This window comes from Stappia sp. ABD4_338, from assembly GCF_056312175.1.
This window is the reverse complement of record NZ_CM149982.1, coordinates 594,087-608,741: the sequence shown is the minus strand read 5'-3', so window position 1 is coordinate 608,741 and position 14,655 is coordinate 594,087. Positions and strand designations below refer to the sequence as shown.

Here is a 14,655-nt window from a genome sequence, read left to right as displayed (position 1 = left end):
TCAATGCGCTTCGAGAGCAGCGGGGGCCAACGCAAAAAGGGCCGGCAGCACGCGCCGCCGGCCCTTTGCATTCGTATCGCCGGGGTTTGGCTCCCGGGACGAGCCCGTCTTCAGGGCGCGTCGCCCGATCCCGTGGCGCCGGCTTCAGGCGTCTTCCGGCCGCCACGCGGCTCGGGCAGAAGCCCCTCGGGACGGAACCGCAGCACCACCTGCAGCATCAGCCCGATCAGGAACACGCGAAGATACTTGGCCTTGATCGCGTATTCGGCCGGAAGCTGGTCGGTGACCATCTCCGACATGGACCAGATGATCCAGATGACCGCGACACCGAGGATGGCACCGCGGTTGTTCCCCGCGCCACCAAGGATAAGCATGATCCAGACGAGGAAGGTGGCGATCATAGGATCGATCGCCTCCGGCGTGATCGTGCGGTTGAAATGGGCAAACAGCGCGCCGCCGAGCCCCATCAGCGCCGAGCCGAAGATGAAGGCCTCCAGGCGGCGGAAGGGCACGTCCTTGCCCATGGCGCGCGCGGCGTCCTCGTTGTCGCGGATGGCCCGCATCATGCGTCCCCAGGGCGAGGCAATCTGGCGCTCGACCAGAAGATAGGCCACGAACAGGATACCGGCGACCAGCGCCAGATAGGCAAGCTGCGAGGCAAGATAGGGCAGATCGCCGAAGGGGCGGGGAATGCCGGTGATGCCGCGCGCCGCACCCGTCAACCATCCCTCGGACTTGATGACGAGGCGGATGATCTCGGCGACGCCGATGGTGGCGATCGCCAGATAGTCCGAGCGCAGGCGCAGACAGATCTTGCCGATGGGCCAGGCGATCAGCCCGGCGGCGATCATCGCCCCGATCCAGCCGACCGGGGCGGGCAGCGAAAACCCGCCGATACGGTCCGCCACCGCCGGAGACGTGAGCACTGCCGAAGTATAGGCCCCCACGGCGAAGAAACCGGCGATGCCGACGTTGAACAGCCCCGTGAAACCCCACTGGATATTCAGCCCCAGCGCCAGAAGCGCATAGATGCAGATGAAGATCCCCATGAAGACGGCGTAGTTGAGAAGGCCGATCCATTCCATGTCGTCGTCCCTCCCTTAGAGAACCTTGCCCTTGAGCAGCCCGGTCGGGCGCACAATGAGCATGATGAGCAGGATCGCGAAGGCGGTGGCCGCCTTGTATTCGCTCGGCAGGACGAGGGTCGACATCTCCTCCGCGATGCCGACGACCAGCCCTCCCAGAACGGCGCCCTCGATGCGACCGACGCCGCCGAGGATCGCGGCCGCGAACATCGGCAGCAGCATGGTCCAGCCCATCATCGCCTTGAGCTCGTAGTTCAGGCCGAGGAACACGCCGGATGCCGCGCACAGCCCGCCGACGATGATCCAGGTGAGCCGCACGACCTTGGCGTTGTCGACGCCCGACAGCAGGGCCAGGTCGGGGTTGTCGGACATGGCGCGCATGGCCTTGCCCCACCTGGAATACTTGAGGAAGAGCTGCAGCGCCGCCACGATGGCGATCATCGCCAGGACGGTCACGATCTCACGGTCGCGCAGGCGCAGGCCGAACCAGTCCTCGGGTCGCACGATGCCGCGCGAATAGGTCTGGGAATCCACGCCCCACACCATCTGCACCACGGAGCGGAGCATCAGCGCCACGCCGAGCGAGGCCATGACCGTGACGATCTTCGGCCGCTCGCGCAGATAGGCATAGAAGGTCTTGTCGAGCGCCACGGCGATGGCCGCCGTCAGCACCATGGTGATCGGCAGCGCCACATAGGGCGACAGACCGGCAAGCGTCACCAGCCCCAGGGCCAGGAAGGCGCCAAGCGTCGCAAGGTCGCCATGGGCGAGATGAGCGTACCGCAGGATCGAGAAGACCAGCGTGATGCCCACCGCGCCCAGCGCGTAGATCGAGCCGACGACGACGCCGGGCACGAGGTAGAAGTTGATGATCTCGTACATGCCCATTGCGCTCAGCCTCCCAGGAACATCGCGGCCACGTCACGGTCGGCAAGGAGCGCGGAGCCCGTGCCCTCGTGACGGTTGGCGCCGGAGGCGAGCACATAGCCCCGGTCCGCGAAGGCGAGCGCCTGCTTGGCGTGCTGCTCGACGAGAAGAATGGTGACGCCCGTGTCGCGCACGTCGCGGCAGATCTGGAAGATCTGTTCCATGTACTTGGGGGAGAGGCCAGCCGTCGGCTCGTCGAGAAGCAGCAGCTTGGGCTCCAGCATCAGTGCCCGGCCCATGGCCACCATCTGGCGCTGGCCGCCGGAGAGGTTTCCGGCGAGCGCCTTGCGCCGCTCCTTCAGGTCGGGAAACAGGCCGTAGACCCGGTCGTACGCGGCGGTCAGGTCGCCAGAGCGCAGGAAGGCGCCCATTTCCAGGTTCTCGTGCACCGTCATCTCGCGGAACACGTTGTTGACCTGCGGCACGTAGCACACGCCCGCCTCGACGATCTGGTTCGGCTTCATGCCGGTGATCTCGGTGCCGTCGACGCGGATCGAGCCGCCACGCACGTGGAGCAGTCCGAAGATCGCCTTCATGGCGGTGGACTTGCCCGCCCCGTTGGGGCCGACGATCACGACGATCTCCGCGTGCGCGGCGCGGATGCTCACCCCGTGAAGGATGTTGGCGTCGCCGTAGCCGCCGGCGACCTCGCGCATGTCGAGGATGTCCCGTGCCCCGCTCATGCGCCGGCCTCCTCGTCGGATCCGGACACCGTCTCGCCCAGGTAGGCCTCCAGCACCCGCGGGTCGGAGCGCACGGTGGCGAAGTCGCCCTCGATCAGCACGCGCCCCTCGGCCATGCAGACGACGGGGTCGCAGAGCTTTTCGATCATTTCCATGTCGTGCTCGATGAGAATGAAGGTGTAACCGCGCTCGCGGTTGAGGATCGCGATCTTCTCCTCGAGCTTGCGCAGGAGGGTGCGGTTGACGCCGGCGGCCGGCTCGTCGAGCAGCACCAGCTTCGCATCCGTCATCATGGTGCGGCCAAGCTCGAGAAGCTTTTTCTGCCCGCCCGAGAGATTGCCGGCCCGCTCCTGGGCGACATGGGTCAGCTCGAGAAACTCCAGCGTCTCCTCGGCCCGGGCACGCACCCGCTTCTCGTCGCGCGCGACCTTGCCCGGGGCCAGCCAGTTGGCCAGCAGCCCCTCACCCGCCTGGGACGGCGGCACCATCATCAGGTTTTCCAGCGTGCTCAGCCGATGAAACTCGTGCGGAATCTGGAAGGTGCGCACCAGGCCGCGCCGGAAGCGCCGGTCGGTGGACAGCGCCGTGATGTCATCGCCCAGATAGCGGATGCGCCCGGCGCTCGGCGGGAAGGCCCCGGCGATGAGATTGAAAAGCGTGGTCTTGCCCGCGCCATTGGGGCCGATCAGTCCGGTGATCGAACCTTCGTCCACGGTGAGCGAGCAACCGTCGACGGCACGAAACCCGCCATATTCCATGACGAGCCCGTCGACCTCGAGCATATGCGCAGTGGCGCTCATGTATCCCTGTCTCCCCCGCACCTCGCCTGGCCGCCCGATCTCGTTCAATGGATCGTGCCGGACCTGGAGGCATGTGTCCCAGGATTGTTCGTTTTGCGTGCGGCAATCAGAGGCGTCGCAGGACCGCGCGCACCGGGGCCGCATCAAGCCCTTCTAGCTTCAATGGTGGCGCGATCAACTCGTAATCCCCGAAATCGGCCCCGGAAAGGGCCAGATTCTCCAGAATCCGCATGTCGTGACGCAGGAACGCCATGTGGGAAGGCAGATCCTTCGAGGTTTCGGGGTCGACGGAGGGAACGTCGACACCGACGAGTCGCACCCCGCGGGCGGCCAGCATCTCGACCGTTTCCGGCGCCAGCGCGCGAAACCCCTCCGGCCAGCGCATCGGGTCGAGATCCTCCGCCAGACGCAGCAGGATGCGCGGCGGCGCACCTTCAAGCGCCGCCTCGATCTCAGCCGGCTGGCACAGGGGGCCGTCCCCGCGTGCGTCGATCAGGCGCGCCGGGCCGATATAGTCCTCCAGCGCCACCGCCTCGATGCTCTTGGCATCGGCCGCGTAGTGCGACGGCGCATCGGCATGAGCCCCGCAGTGGGTGGACATGGACACCTCGGTCACATTGACCGGGCAGCCCGGACCGATGGCGAAGGTTTGCGTCACCCGATAGGGCGCGTCACCTGGAAACACCGCCGCGCCCGTCCTCAGCGCCGGCGTGATATCGATCAGTTGCGACAAGAGTCCCTCCCGTTTCATGTCGCAGGCCCCGGTGCGCCGAGGCTACATGTCCGCGCGAATGTCCCACAACTCCGGGAACAGAACCACCTCGAGCATCCGCTTCAGATAGGTTACGCCCGAGGTTCCGCCGGTGCCGCGCTTGAAGCCGATGACGCGTTCGACCGTGGTCACATGGTTGAAGCGCCAGCGGCGGAAGTAATCCTCGAAGTCGACAAGCTTTTCAGCCAGTTCATACAGCGCCCAGTGCTTGTGCGGATCGCGGTAGACGGCAAGCCACGCCGCGTGGACGCTTTCGTTGCGCTCATAGGGCAGCGACACGTCGCGCCCCGCCTGGCCGGGATCGATCTCGAAGCCCGAGCGCACCAGCAGGCGGATGGCCTCGTCGTAGATGCTCGTGTCCTGGCGGATCGCCTCGAGCCAGTCGTGCACGCCCTTCACATGGGCATGCGGGCGCATCATGGCGGCATTCTTGTTGCCGGCCAGGAACTCGATCGCCCGGTACTGATACGACTGGAATCCGGAGGACTGGCCAAGCGCGTCGCGGAACTCGGTGTATTCCGACGGCGTCATCGTGCGCAGCACCTGCCAGGCCCCGGTCAGTTGCTCGAAGATGCGCGCCATGCGGCTCAGCATCTTGAAGGCCGGCTCCACGCGATCGCCCGCAATGGAGCGCTTGGCGGCCAGAAGTTCGTGGATCGCGAGCTTCATCCACAGTTCGGACGTCTGGTGCTGGATGATGAACAGCAATTCGTCATGGGCGTCCGACAGCGGCGCCTGGGCGGTCAGGATCTTCGGCAACGCCAGGTAGTCGCCGTAGGACATGCGCCCGTCGAATTCCATCTGCGCGCCGTCGTCGGCAGGATCATAGGGCGACAGCCCCTTTACATCGCTCATTCCCGCTCCCCCTCAGGTGACCTTCGCCCTTGCGTGAAATTCCGGCCGGTCCCAGGCGCGGGTCTTCACGATCTCCTCCAGGATCTCGCAGGCACGGATCACATCGGCGTGGGAGATGTAGAGCGGCGTGAAGCCGAAGCGCGCCACGTCGGGCGCGCGGAAATCCCCGATCACGCCTCGGCTGATAAGCGCCTGCACCAGGGCATAGCCATTGTCGAAGCGGAAGGAGACCTGCGAGCCGCGCACGGCGGCATCGCGCGGACTGGCCAGCGTCAGCTCCGGGCACCGGCGCTCCACCTCCGCGATGAAAAGCTCGCAAAGCGACACCGACTTCTCGCGCAGCACGTTCATGTCCACGTCGTCGAAGACGTCGAGCGCGGCATCCAGCGCGCTGAGCGACAGGATCGGCGGCGTGCCGACACGCATCCGGCCGATGCCCGCGTCGGGCCGGTAGTCGAGATCGAAGGCGAACGGCGCGTCATGGCCCATCCAGCCCGTGAGCGCCGGGGCAACCCGGTCCTGGTGACGGGCGGCGACATAGAGGAATGCCGGCGCACCGGGACCGCCGTTCAGATATTTGTAGCCGCAACCGACCGCGAAATCGGCGCCGGCGGCGTCCAGCTCGACGGCGAAGGCCCCGGCGGAATGGGCAAGGTCCCAGATGACAAGCGCCCCCGCGTCATGGGCCTTTTTCGTCAGCGCCGCCATGTCGTGGCAGCGCCCGGTGCGGTAGTCGACCTGCGTGAGCATCATCACCGCGACGCTGTCGTCGATGGCGCCGGCAACTTCCTCCGGCGCAACCACCTTCAGTTCATGCCCCTTGTCGAGCATGTCGCGAATGCCCTGCGCCATGTAGAGGTCGGTCGGGAAATTGCCGCTGTCCGACAGGATCACCTTGCGTTGAGGATTCAGCGACAGCGCGGCGGCCAGAACCTTGAACACGTTGATCGATGTGTTGTCGCAGGCCGTCACCTGGCCCGGAGCGGCGCCCACCAGCCGGCCGATGCGGTCGCCGACACGCTGGGGCAGCGTGAACCAGTCATGCTCGTTCCACGCCCGGATGAGGCTTTGCCCCCACTCCTGCTCGACAGCCTTCGCCATGCGCGCGGGAACCGCCTCCGGCAGGACGCCGAGCGAGTTGCCGTCGAGATAGATCACGCCATCGGGAATGCGGAAGGCCGCCTTCTTGGCGGCAAGCGGATCATTGCGGTCCAGCGCCTGCCAGTCGGTTTCGCGCGATGCGGTCATCTTTTCCGGTCCTCGGTCTGTCGTGCCTGCAAGCATGTCCACGCGGGAACACCCGTCCCTCCCCGCAGGATCGACCGGAGGCTAGCAAGAGACATTGGCGACCACAACAAGATTATATATAATCGCATCGATCATATCAGATCCGTCCTGTTCATGTGACGGCATGGCAGGACAGGACACAGGCTCGGAGATCACCGAACGGCCATGGCAAAGACCGACGAAGCCTTCGCGCGGCTCAAGTCCGACATCCTGCACTGCGTGCTGCAGCCCGGGGCGACGCTCGCCGTCTCCGGCCTGAGCGCCCGCTACGGACTGGGCTGGACTCCCCTGCGCGAGGCCCTGTCGCGGCTCGAGGCGGAGGGGCTGGTCGTGTCGGAACGCAATCGAGGCTACCGGGTCGCGCCCGTTTCGGCGGAAGCCCTGCGCGACCTCCAGGTCGCCCGCCGGAGCGTGGAGGAAACGCTTCTGGCACGATCCATCGCCCATGGGGACGAGGACTGGGAGGCGCGCGTCGTCGCGGCCCATCACCGGCTTTCGCGCGCGCCGGCACTGGGGCCGGACATGGACGCCCGCGAGACCGACGCCTGGGAGGCCGCGCACGATGCCTTTCACGAAGCGCTCCTGTCGGCCGGCCGGTCGCACACCCTGTCCCGCTTCCAGCGCCAGATCACCGAGGAACTGCGCCGCCATCACCGCCACATGGTTCTGGTGCCCACCCGCGACACCAGCCTGGACGACGGCAATCGTGCCGCCTTCCGGGCCCTGCTGGAGCGCACCGTGGGGCTATCGCATCACACGGCGCTCATGGACGCAGCACTCGCGCGTGACAGCGAAGGGGCAACGTCGCTGCTGCGCGAACACATCGGCTTCTCGCTGGCCGTCTACGCCTTCCTGTGGCCGGAAGAGGTCTCTCCCGCCCCCATGCCCACCGCCTGAAAACGACGGCGAATCTCGCGATTGCGGCGCTCCCCCGCTCGCCGGGTGACGTCGGTGCCAAAGCACGGCATGATCCTGCTCCGCGTTCGCCCGTGGGAAGGAAAGCTCATGTTCATCAGCGTGTTCGACATCTTCAAGATCGGCATTGGCCCGTCCTCGTCCCACACCATGGGACCGATGGTGGCCGCAGCACGCTTTCTGCAGGCACTGCGTGACAAGGACCTGCGACCCGCGCGCGTCGTCGCCTCGCTGCACGGATCTCTCGCCTTCACCGGCAAGGGGCACGCCAGCGACCGGGCCGTGTTCCTCGGCCTGCTCGGCCACGAGCCGGCGACCATCAACCCGGATGCCGTGGACAGTGACCTCGACCGGCTCGCCCGGGAGCGCCGCATCCATCCGCCGGGTCTCGGCGACATCGCCTTCGATCCGGAAACCGATCTCGTCTTCGACTACGGCCCCCCGCTCGAGGGCCACGCCAACGGCATGATCTTCCGCGCGCTCGACGGGCAGGACCAACCGCTTCTGGAAATGACGCTCTACTCGGTCGGCGGCGGCTTCGTGGTCGATGCCGAGGAACTGGCCGCCCACCAGAGCGACGCGCCCGAAACGGCCGAGCCGGGGGTTCCCCACCCTTTCCGGACGGCGAAGGAGATGCTGGCCATGGGCAAGGCCGGCGGCTTCACCATCGAGCAGATGAAGCGCGCCAACGAGATCGCGCGCGACGGCGGCGCGGACCGGGAGGCGGATCTGGACGCGGGTCTCGACCGGATCTGGTCGGTCATGAACGCCTGCCTCGAGCGCGGCCTGTCACGGGAAGGCACGCTGCCGGGCGGGCTGAAGGTGCGCCGTCGCGCCCGAGATATCCACGCGAAGCTGATCAGCGAGCGCGGCAACAACCGCGGCTTCCAGCACACGGTGATGGACTGGCTCGGCGTCTATGCCATGGCCGTCAACGAGGAGAACGCGGCCGGGGGAACGCTCGTCACCGCCCCCACCAACGGGGCCGCCGGCGTGGTGCCCGCCGTCATCCGCTACTACCTCGACCATTGTCCGGACGCGGGACGGGAGGGCATCCGCACCTTCCTGCTGGTGGCCGCGGCGATCGGCGGCATCATCAAGTCGAACGCCTCGATCTCGGGCGCCGAGGTCGGTTGCCAGGGCGAGGTGGGATCGGCCTCGGCAATGGCGGCCGCGGGCCTGTGCGCCGCGCTCGGCGGCACCAACGAGCAAGTGGAAAACGCGGCCGAGATCGCGCTGGAACACCATCTCGGCATGACCTGCGATCCGATCGGCGGCCTGGTTCAGGTCCCCTGCATCGAGCGCAACGCCTTCGGCGCGGTCAAGGCGGTCACCGCCGCCTCGCTGTCCCTGCGCGGCGACGGCATCCACTTCGTGCCTCTCGACAGTTGCATCGAGACCATGCGCCAGACCGGCATCGACATGACCGACAAGTACAAGGAGACCTCCAAGGGCGGTCTCGCGGTCAACGTGGTGGAGTGCTGAGCGCCCCGGTCACACGTCCCCGAGCCTGCCCGGCCAGACGCAACAGCGCCAGTTCGAACGGCAGGCCCTCGTCGTCCGTCGGCCTGCGCGACACTTCGCGAAACCCGAGGCGCGCATAGAACGCCATGGCCTGCGCGTTCGCGGTGTAGGCTTCCAGCGACAATTCGCGTTTCAGCTCAAGCGCATGGGCAATCAGCGTGCGCCCGATCCCCTGCCCCTGCAGGTCCGGCGCGACGAAGACCGCGCCGACGAAGCTGCCCAGCAGACTGATGAAGCCGACCGGATCGCCACAGCGGCAGGCCACCCATGTCTCCGCCTCGGGAAGGTATTTTTCCTTCACCAGTCCGCGCTGCGCGAGCAAACGCTGCTCGCCGAGGAAGGGATGCGCGCGGCGCGAGGCCTCAAGCCAGATGTCCGACAGCGGCTCGATGTCCGTTACCGCCTCGAACGGCCGGATCGTCACATCCCAGTTTGTCATGAGAACTCCAGCGAAACGTCATGAGCGCGAACCCCGGACAGGGAAACGCCAGACGTGTCCGCGTGCAAGACGCAGACCCTGACGAAAACGCAAATTTCGGAGGAAGAAGGAGAGTGGCGCGCCCGAAAGGATTCGAACCTCTGACCCCCAGATTCGTAGTCTGGTGCTCTATCCAGCTGAGCTACGGGCGCTTCTCTCGAGCCATGACGCTTGGACGCGTCCGGCTCCGAAACCGTCAGGTTGGCAACGCCCCCTGACAGGGCGCAATACCTATCCCGGACCTTCGCCGATTGCAAGCAAGCGCTGCGATTTTTTTCAAACGGACCCGCCCCTGTCGCAAATCTGTTGAAAACGCCCCACAAGGTCAGCGTTTTCAATCGCTTGAGGGTTCACCCCTTGCGGCACGCGCCGGAATGACAAGCTCGAATACCGCCCCGGGGCCGGGCCGGTCCAGCAGGCGGATGCTGCCGCCATGGGCGTGCGCCAGTTCGGCGGCGATGGCGAGCCCCAGTCCGGTGCCCCCTTTCTTGGCGGCCGACTGGAAGGGGTGGAAAAGCTGGTCGCGCCGCTCGGGAGGAATGCCCGGTCCTGTGTCGGAAACCCGAATCGTCGCGCCCTCGAAACCGCAGTCCGCCTCGAGCGTGAGCCGGCGCACGGCAGCCGGGTTGTCGTCGGCCCGAAGGGCCTGCACGGCGTTGCGCGACAGATTCATCAGGATGCGGAAGAGCTGCTCGGGATCGGCATCGACCTCCGCGCCCTGCGGAATGCGATTGTCGAAGGCGACGTCTCCCTCCCCGGACAGTCCAAGGACCTCGCCCACGTCCCGCGCGATCACGTCGAGACGCACGAGCCTGCGTCTCAGCGGTGCCTCGCGCGCGCTGCCGTAGTCGAGAACGGAGCGGGTGTAGCCGACCGCCCGGTCGAGCGTTGCCAGGATCTTGGGCGCCAGGCGTTGCACCGTCGGATCGGAGACCATCTCGAGACGCTCAGAAAAGAGCTGCGCCGAGGCAAGCAGGTTCCTGAGGTCATGGTTGATCTTGGACACGGCCAGTCCGAGATTGGCGAGCTGGCGACGCTGCTCGAGCGTTTCGGCAAGCTTGGCCTGCATGCCCGCCAGACGGCGCTCCGCATCGCCGACCTCGTCGTTGCGCGCGGACGGCACGATGATCCGCGCGGGATCGTCGGGCGCGGCCTGGAACCGGGCCATCGACCCGGTCAGCCGGCGGATCGGACGCACGAACATCCAGCGCAGCGACAGATAGACGAGCGTGGCGGTGATCGCGGAAATCACCAGGGACAGGGCCAGGATGCGCACGGCGAACCCGAGCATCGCATCGCGCAGCATGGCCTGGGGCAGCACGATGTCCACGCGTCCGCCAAGCCCCATCTGGCTCGGCCCCACGACCCGCAGGAACCCTCCGCCGCCGGCAAGCAACGTTTGCACGCTCTGCATGATCGACGTCACCGGGTCCGCCTCGCCCATGTCGATGGTCATGCGGATATCGTCACCGGCAACGGCCTGCGGCGCCATGGCGATGAGGCGGCGGCGGTCGCCATCGTTGAGTGCGATCGCAACCGCGCCGGTGGTGCGCAGGAGCTCGGCCTGCACCGCCGGCGACACCATGTCGGTCTCGACCAGAACGCTCGCCGCCACACCGGCGATGGTCAGCTTGTCGTTGAGCCAGGTGTTGCGGAAGTTGGCCATCGAGGGAACGAAGATCAGCACTTCGCTCAGCATGACGAACAGGACGGTCAGGATGAGCAACTTGCCGGACAGGCCGCTCCAGCGGCGCACGTCCGCCGGCGCACCGCCACTGTCCGTCCCCTCGGGCGCTGCCGCTCCGGCGCGCGCGGAGACCTGGCCCGTCGCCGGTGCTGCCACCGCTCCGGCATCCATGCCGGGCGTGGGCCCGCCCGTCTCCGGCGCCGGGTCCGGCGGAGCCTGTCTCCCGGCTGATCCGCTGCTGCCTGATTGCGGCCTCGTCACGTGGTCCCGCCTACCCTTGCGCGCTGCGGCCGCGATGGCCCGCCCACCCGCATCCGTCCGGCTAGCCGAACCATGCAAGCAGGCGCAACACCCGCCGCAGCCACGGGTTCTTCGTGCTCTCAGCATAGTAGGAAATCGCCGCGCGGCGAACAGCTTCCGACAGGGACGGATAGGGAAGCACGACGGACGCCATCTCGCGCACGCTCATGCGTCGGGCGACAAGCACGCTCAGCAGGTTGGTGATCTCTCCTCCGCTCGGGCCCACCACCGCGCCACCGACAATTCGCCCGCGCCCGGCGACCACGAGCCGCACACAGCCTTGCGTGGCGCGCTCGGTCCGTGCCCGGTCATTGCCGGAAAAGGGCGCCTCCAGAACGCGAACGGCCTTGTCCCCGAACCGCGCGCGCGCCTCGTCCGGTGTGAGGCCGACGTGCCCGATCTCGGGTTCGGTGAAGGTCACACGCGGCAGAATGTCGCGATTCTCACGTGCCGGCAGGCGAAACAGGATCGAGCGCACGACCAGCCCGGCATGATAGCCGGCAACATGGGTGAACTGCGCGCCCCCGGCCACATCGCCAATGGCGTAGACGCGGCGGTTGGAGGTTCTCAGGTCGGATCCGACCTCGATCCCGCGCGGGCCATGGGCGATACCGGCCGCCTCCAGTCCCAGTCCGCCGATCGAGGGCCTGCGCCCGACGGCGACCAGAAGATGGGTGCCGGCAATCTCGCGGGGCGCGCCGTCGCACTCCAGGGTCAGGCGGATGTCGCCGGCCCTCCCCTCGACGGCCACGACCCTTGCGCCCTCCACCATATCGACGCCATCGGCGCGCAGTGCCTCCAGCACCGGAGCGACGAGCGCGGGATCCTCGCGCCCCAGGAGGCGCTCCGCCTCGACGACGCTCACCCTGGCACCGAGGCGCGCATGGGCCTGGGCAAGCTCCGCGCCGATCGGCCCGCCTCCGATCACCAGCAGGTGTCCGGGGCACTCGGTGAGGCCGAACACCGTCTCGTTGGTGAGATAGGGAACGCGGTCGAGACCGGGAATCGGCGGAACGGCCGGACGCGAGCCCGTGGCGATCACGAAGCGGCGCGCGCGAACCAGCATGCCCGCGCAGGCGACCGTGCGGGCATCCACGAAGCGGGCCGTGTCCTGCAGGACCCTCACGCCAAGTCCCTCGAAGCGTTCGACGGAATCATGCGGGGCAATAGCCTCGATCACGCCATGCACATGCGCGTTGACGGCGGCGAAATCGACATGCACCTCCCCGGCGGAAACGCCGAAACCGCCCGCGTCCCTGGCATGGCGGGCCGTACGGGCCGCCGCGATCAGCGCCTTGGAAGGCACGCAGCCAGTGTTGAGGCAGTCGCCGCCCATCGGCCCCTTTTCGGCAAGCACGACCTCCACTCCGAAGGCGGCGGCCGCGGCGGCAACGGACAGGCCGCCCGAACCGCCACCGATGACGCAGATGTCGGGAGTCAGGACATGCGACATGGCGACTTCCTTTCCAGGGACGGGATCACGATTCGCCGGACGGGCCGCCGCGCGGACGCAGGCGACGCACGACGACCGGAACGAGGGCGGCAAGGGCGAGAACCGCGAAGGCCGCCACAAGCTCGCCCGTGACGAGCGCCGAAACCTCTATATGGCAGGTTCCGGCGGCCGCACATCCGGGATCGGCGGCTTCCTGCGCCGCGATGACGCTGTCGAGCCCCGTGCCGATGAAGGCGTAGGCATAGGTCCCCGGCAGGATCCCGACGAAGGTGGCCACGAGATACGGACGCAGGCGCATGTCGAACAGCGCCGGGGCGATGTTGACGAGCCAGAACGGAAAGACCGGCGCCAGACGCAAGAACAGCAGATAGTGGAAGCCGTCCTTGCGAAAGCCGTCCGCCATGCGTGTCAGGAACGGGCCGGCCTCGCCCCGCAAGGCGGATCCGAGTGATGTGCGCGCGATCAGAAACACGACCGTCGCGCCCAGGGTCGCGGAAACCGCCGTCAGGGTGCCGCCGAGCAGCCAGCCGAACAGGAAACCGCCCATGATCGTCAGCAGCGACGCGCCGGGAAAGGACAGCGCCACGGCAACCACGTAGACGACCGCGAAGGTGGCGCAGGCAAGCAGCAGATTCGCCTCGACCAGAGCCGCGAGCGCCGCGCGCTGGCGGATCAGGTTCGACAGGGAGAGAAACGCGTGACCGCCGGAGAGATAGACCGCGAGCATCACACCGGCGAGCCCGGCAAGCGGCAGAAACCTGCGCATCATGCCGCGACGCCCCGCATGGGCATCGTCGCGGGGGGCGTCGCCCCGGCGCGTCTCTCGTGTGGTCTCGTCCGGCATCACCTCTCCTCATGCCTCGGGGCCGGGACCGGCACTTTCGGTCCCGGAAACGGAGCCGGCGGTCGGCCTTCCGCGTTCTCCCGTCTCCCCTGCTACCGTGAATCTGGTATCGATCGGGTGGAAAACGGGCTGTCTCACCGCGAAGTGATCCCGCCGCGAGGCCGGCTTCACCCCAGCGTGAGAAGACGGGAAACCCGGCGTTACAATCCCCCCCGATCATGCCCCGTTTTCGTTGACTTCCCGCGGGACGACCCGTATAAGCCCCGAAATCGGGTCGTGCTGACACGCTCGGCGCCCAGAACGACCGTACGACTGCCGTTCAGACCGTCTGCGGACTGACCGGTGATCGGGCGGGACTCGACCACCAGACAATTCGAAAACCAGGGCCGCGCGCCCATCGCGCGCGGGAGAAGAAACAATGAAGCGCACCTACCAGCCGAGCCGCCTCGTTCGCAAGCGCCGCCACGGCTTCCGCAGCCGCATGGCCACCAAGAACGGTCGTCAGGTCATCGCCCGCCGCCGCGCCAAGGGCCGCAAGCGGCTGAGCGCGTAACGGCCAGCGCCAACGGCGGCGGAAGGGGGCTCTCGTGTCCGCGACACTGCCGAGCGATCCCGTGCCGCCGGATACATTGCCGACGCTCAAGAAGCGTGCCGAGTTTCTGGCCATCGCAAAGGGTGGCCGGTTGCCTCGGCGCGCTTTCGTGCTGCAGGCAGCCCCGGTTCCGGGCCCGCCGCGCATCGGCTATACGGTCACGAAGAAGACCGGCAATGCCGTGGAGCGCAACCGCATCCGCCGACGCCTGCGCGCGGCCGTGCGCGAAGTCGCCGCCGAGGCCCGGCACGATGTGTCCTATGTGCTTGTGGGCCGCCGCGGCGCGCTGAGCCAGGACTTTCAGGATCTCCTGCGCGATCTGTCGCGGGGGCTTGCCCGGGCGCCGCTTTCCGCAGAGACTTCGCCGCGCCCCGCAAGGGGCAAAAAGGGCTCGCGGACGCAATCGCGCCCCGCCCCGGCCCGGTCAAACCGTCCCAACCCGCAAGGATGACC

15 protein-coding genes and 1 tRNA gene are annotated in these 14,655 nt (G+C 67.4%); 4 read left to right on the top strand and 12 right to left on the bottom strand.

Going from position 1 to position 14,655, the window contains the following annotated elements; all coding sequences use genetic code 11:
• Positions 1-110 precede the first annotated feature (110 nt).
• The 7 genes from ACYX4S_RS02740 to kynU all read right to left on the bottom strand — a co-directional run bounded on the left by ACYX4S_RS02740 (position 111) and on the right by kynU (position 6,370).
• A complete protein-coding gene (locus tag ACYX4S_RS02740; protein WP_293724035.1) occupies positions 111-1,085 on the bottom strand; it encodes a branched-chain amino acid ABC transporter permease in 975 nt (324 codons plus the stop codon).
• 15 nt (positions 1,086-1,100) lie between these two features.
• Positions 1,101-1,973: a branched-chain amino acid ABC transporter permease gene (locus ACYX4S_RS02735; protein ID WP_293724033.1), complete on the bottom strand. Its 873-nt coding sequence runs from the start codon at positions 1,971-1,973 to the stop codon at positions 1,101-1,103.
• A 5-nt stretch (positions 1,974-1,978) separates the two neighbouring features.
• Positions 1,979-2,695 (bottom strand): ABC transporter ATP-binding protein, encoded by a 717-nt coding sequence (locus tag ACYX4S_RS02730; RefSeq protein ID WP_476361798.1) that lies wholly within the window; start codon positions 2,693-2,695, stop codon positions 1,979-1,981.
• A complete protein-coding gene (locus tag ACYX4S_RS02725) occupies positions 2,692-3,477 on the bottom strand; it encodes an ABC transporter ATP-binding protein (protein ID WP_293724186.1) in 786 nt (261 codons plus the stop codon). The genes ACYX4S_RS02730 and ACYX4S_RS02725 overlap by 4 nt, the downstream gene beginning before the upstream one ends.
• A 124-nt stretch (positions 3,478-3,601) precedes the next feature.
• Entirely contained in the window at positions 3,602-4,228 is a 627-nt protein-coding gene (kynB, locus tag ACYX4S_RS02720; protein ID WP_476361797.1) for an arylformamidase, read from the bottom strand.
• Positions 4,229-4,270: 42 nt separating this feature from the next.
• On the bottom strand, positions 4,271-5,122 hold the full coding sequence (kynA, locus tag ACYX4S_RS02715) for a tryptophan 2,3-dioxygenase (protein WP_422069612.1): 852 nt from the start codon (positions 5,120-5,122) through the stop codon (positions 4,271-4,273).
• Positions 5,123-5,134: 12 nt separating this feature from the next.
• The gene (kynU, locus tag ACYX4S_RS02710) at positions 5,135-6,370 is read right to left on the bottom strand and encodes a kynureninase (RefSeq protein ID WP_476361796.1); all 1,236 of its coding nucleotides are present in this window, start codon (positions 6,368-6,370) and stop codon (positions 5,135-5,137) included.
• 204 nt (positions 6,371-6,574) lie between these two features.
• On the opposite strand from kynU, the gene ACYX4S_RS02705 reads away from it, so the two are divergent.
• On the top strand, positions 6,575-7,306 hold the full coding sequence (locus tag ACYX4S_RS02705) for a GntR family transcriptional regulator (RefSeq protein ID WP_476361795.1): 732 nt from the start codon (positions 6,575-6,577) through the stop codon (positions 7,304-7,306).
• A 108-nt stretch (positions 7,307-7,414) separates the two neighbouring features.
• On the top strand, positions 7,415-8,809 hold the full coding sequence (locus tag ACYX4S_RS02700) for an L-serine ammonia-lyase (RefSeq protein ID WP_476361794.1): 1,395 nt from the start codon (positions 7,415-7,417) through the stop codon (positions 8,807-8,809).
• Here ACYX4S_RS02700 and ACYX4S_RS02695 read toward each other — a convergent pair.
• From ACYX4S_RS02695 to ACYX4S_RS02675, 5 genes are all read right to left on the bottom strand, one after another.
• On the bottom strand, positions 8,790-9,287 hold the full coding sequence (locus tag ACYX4S_RS02695; protein ID WP_476361793.1) for a GNAT family N-acetyltransferase: 498 nt from the start codon (positions 9,285-9,287) through the stop codon (positions 8,790-8,792). The two genes, ACYX4S_RS02700 and ACYX4S_RS02695, sit on opposite strands and share 20 nt — an antisense overlap.
• 114 nt (positions 9,288-9,401) lie before the next feature.
• Positions 9,402-9,478, bottom strand: a tRNA-Arg gene (locus tag ACYX4S_RS02690).
• Positions 9,479-9,660: 182 nt separating this feature from the next.
• On the bottom strand, positions 9,661-11,169 hold the full coding sequence (locus ACYX4S_RS02685) for a sensor histidine kinase (RefSeq protein ID WP_476361792.1): 1,509 nt from the start codon (positions 11,167-11,169) through the stop codon (positions 9,661-9,663).
• Positions 11,170-11,335: 166 nt separating this feature from the next.
• A complete protein-coding gene (locus ACYX4S_RS02680) occupies positions 11,336-12,766 on the bottom strand; it encodes a dihydrolipoyl dehydrogenase family protein (protein WP_476361791.1) in 1,431 nt (476 codons plus the stop codon).
• A gap of 25 nt (positions 12,767-12,791) precedes the next feature.
• The gene (locus ACYX4S_RS02675) at positions 12,792-13,610 is read right to left on the bottom strand and encodes a TVP38/TMEM64 family protein (protein ID WP_476361790.1); all 819 of its coding nucleotides are present in this window, start codon (positions 13,608-13,610) and stop codon (positions 12,792-12,794) included.
• Between the two features lie 418 nt (positions 13,611-14,028).
• On the opposite strand from ACYX4S_RS02675, the gene rpmH reads away from it, so the two are divergent.
• On the top strand, positions 14,029-14,163 hold the full coding sequence (gene rpmH, locus ACYX4S_RS02670; protein WP_293724006.1) for a 50S ribosomal protein L34: 135 nt from the start codon (positions 14,029-14,031) through the stop codon (positions 14,161-14,163).
• Between the two features lie 34 nt (positions 14,164-14,197).
• Positions 14,198-14,653, top strand: coding sequence for a ribonuclease P protein component (rnpA, locus tag ACYX4S_RS02665; RefSeq protein WP_293724004.1), 456 nt, complete (start codon positions 14,198-14,200; stop codon positions 14,651-14,653).
• Positions 14,654-14,655: the final 2 nt, after the last annotated feature.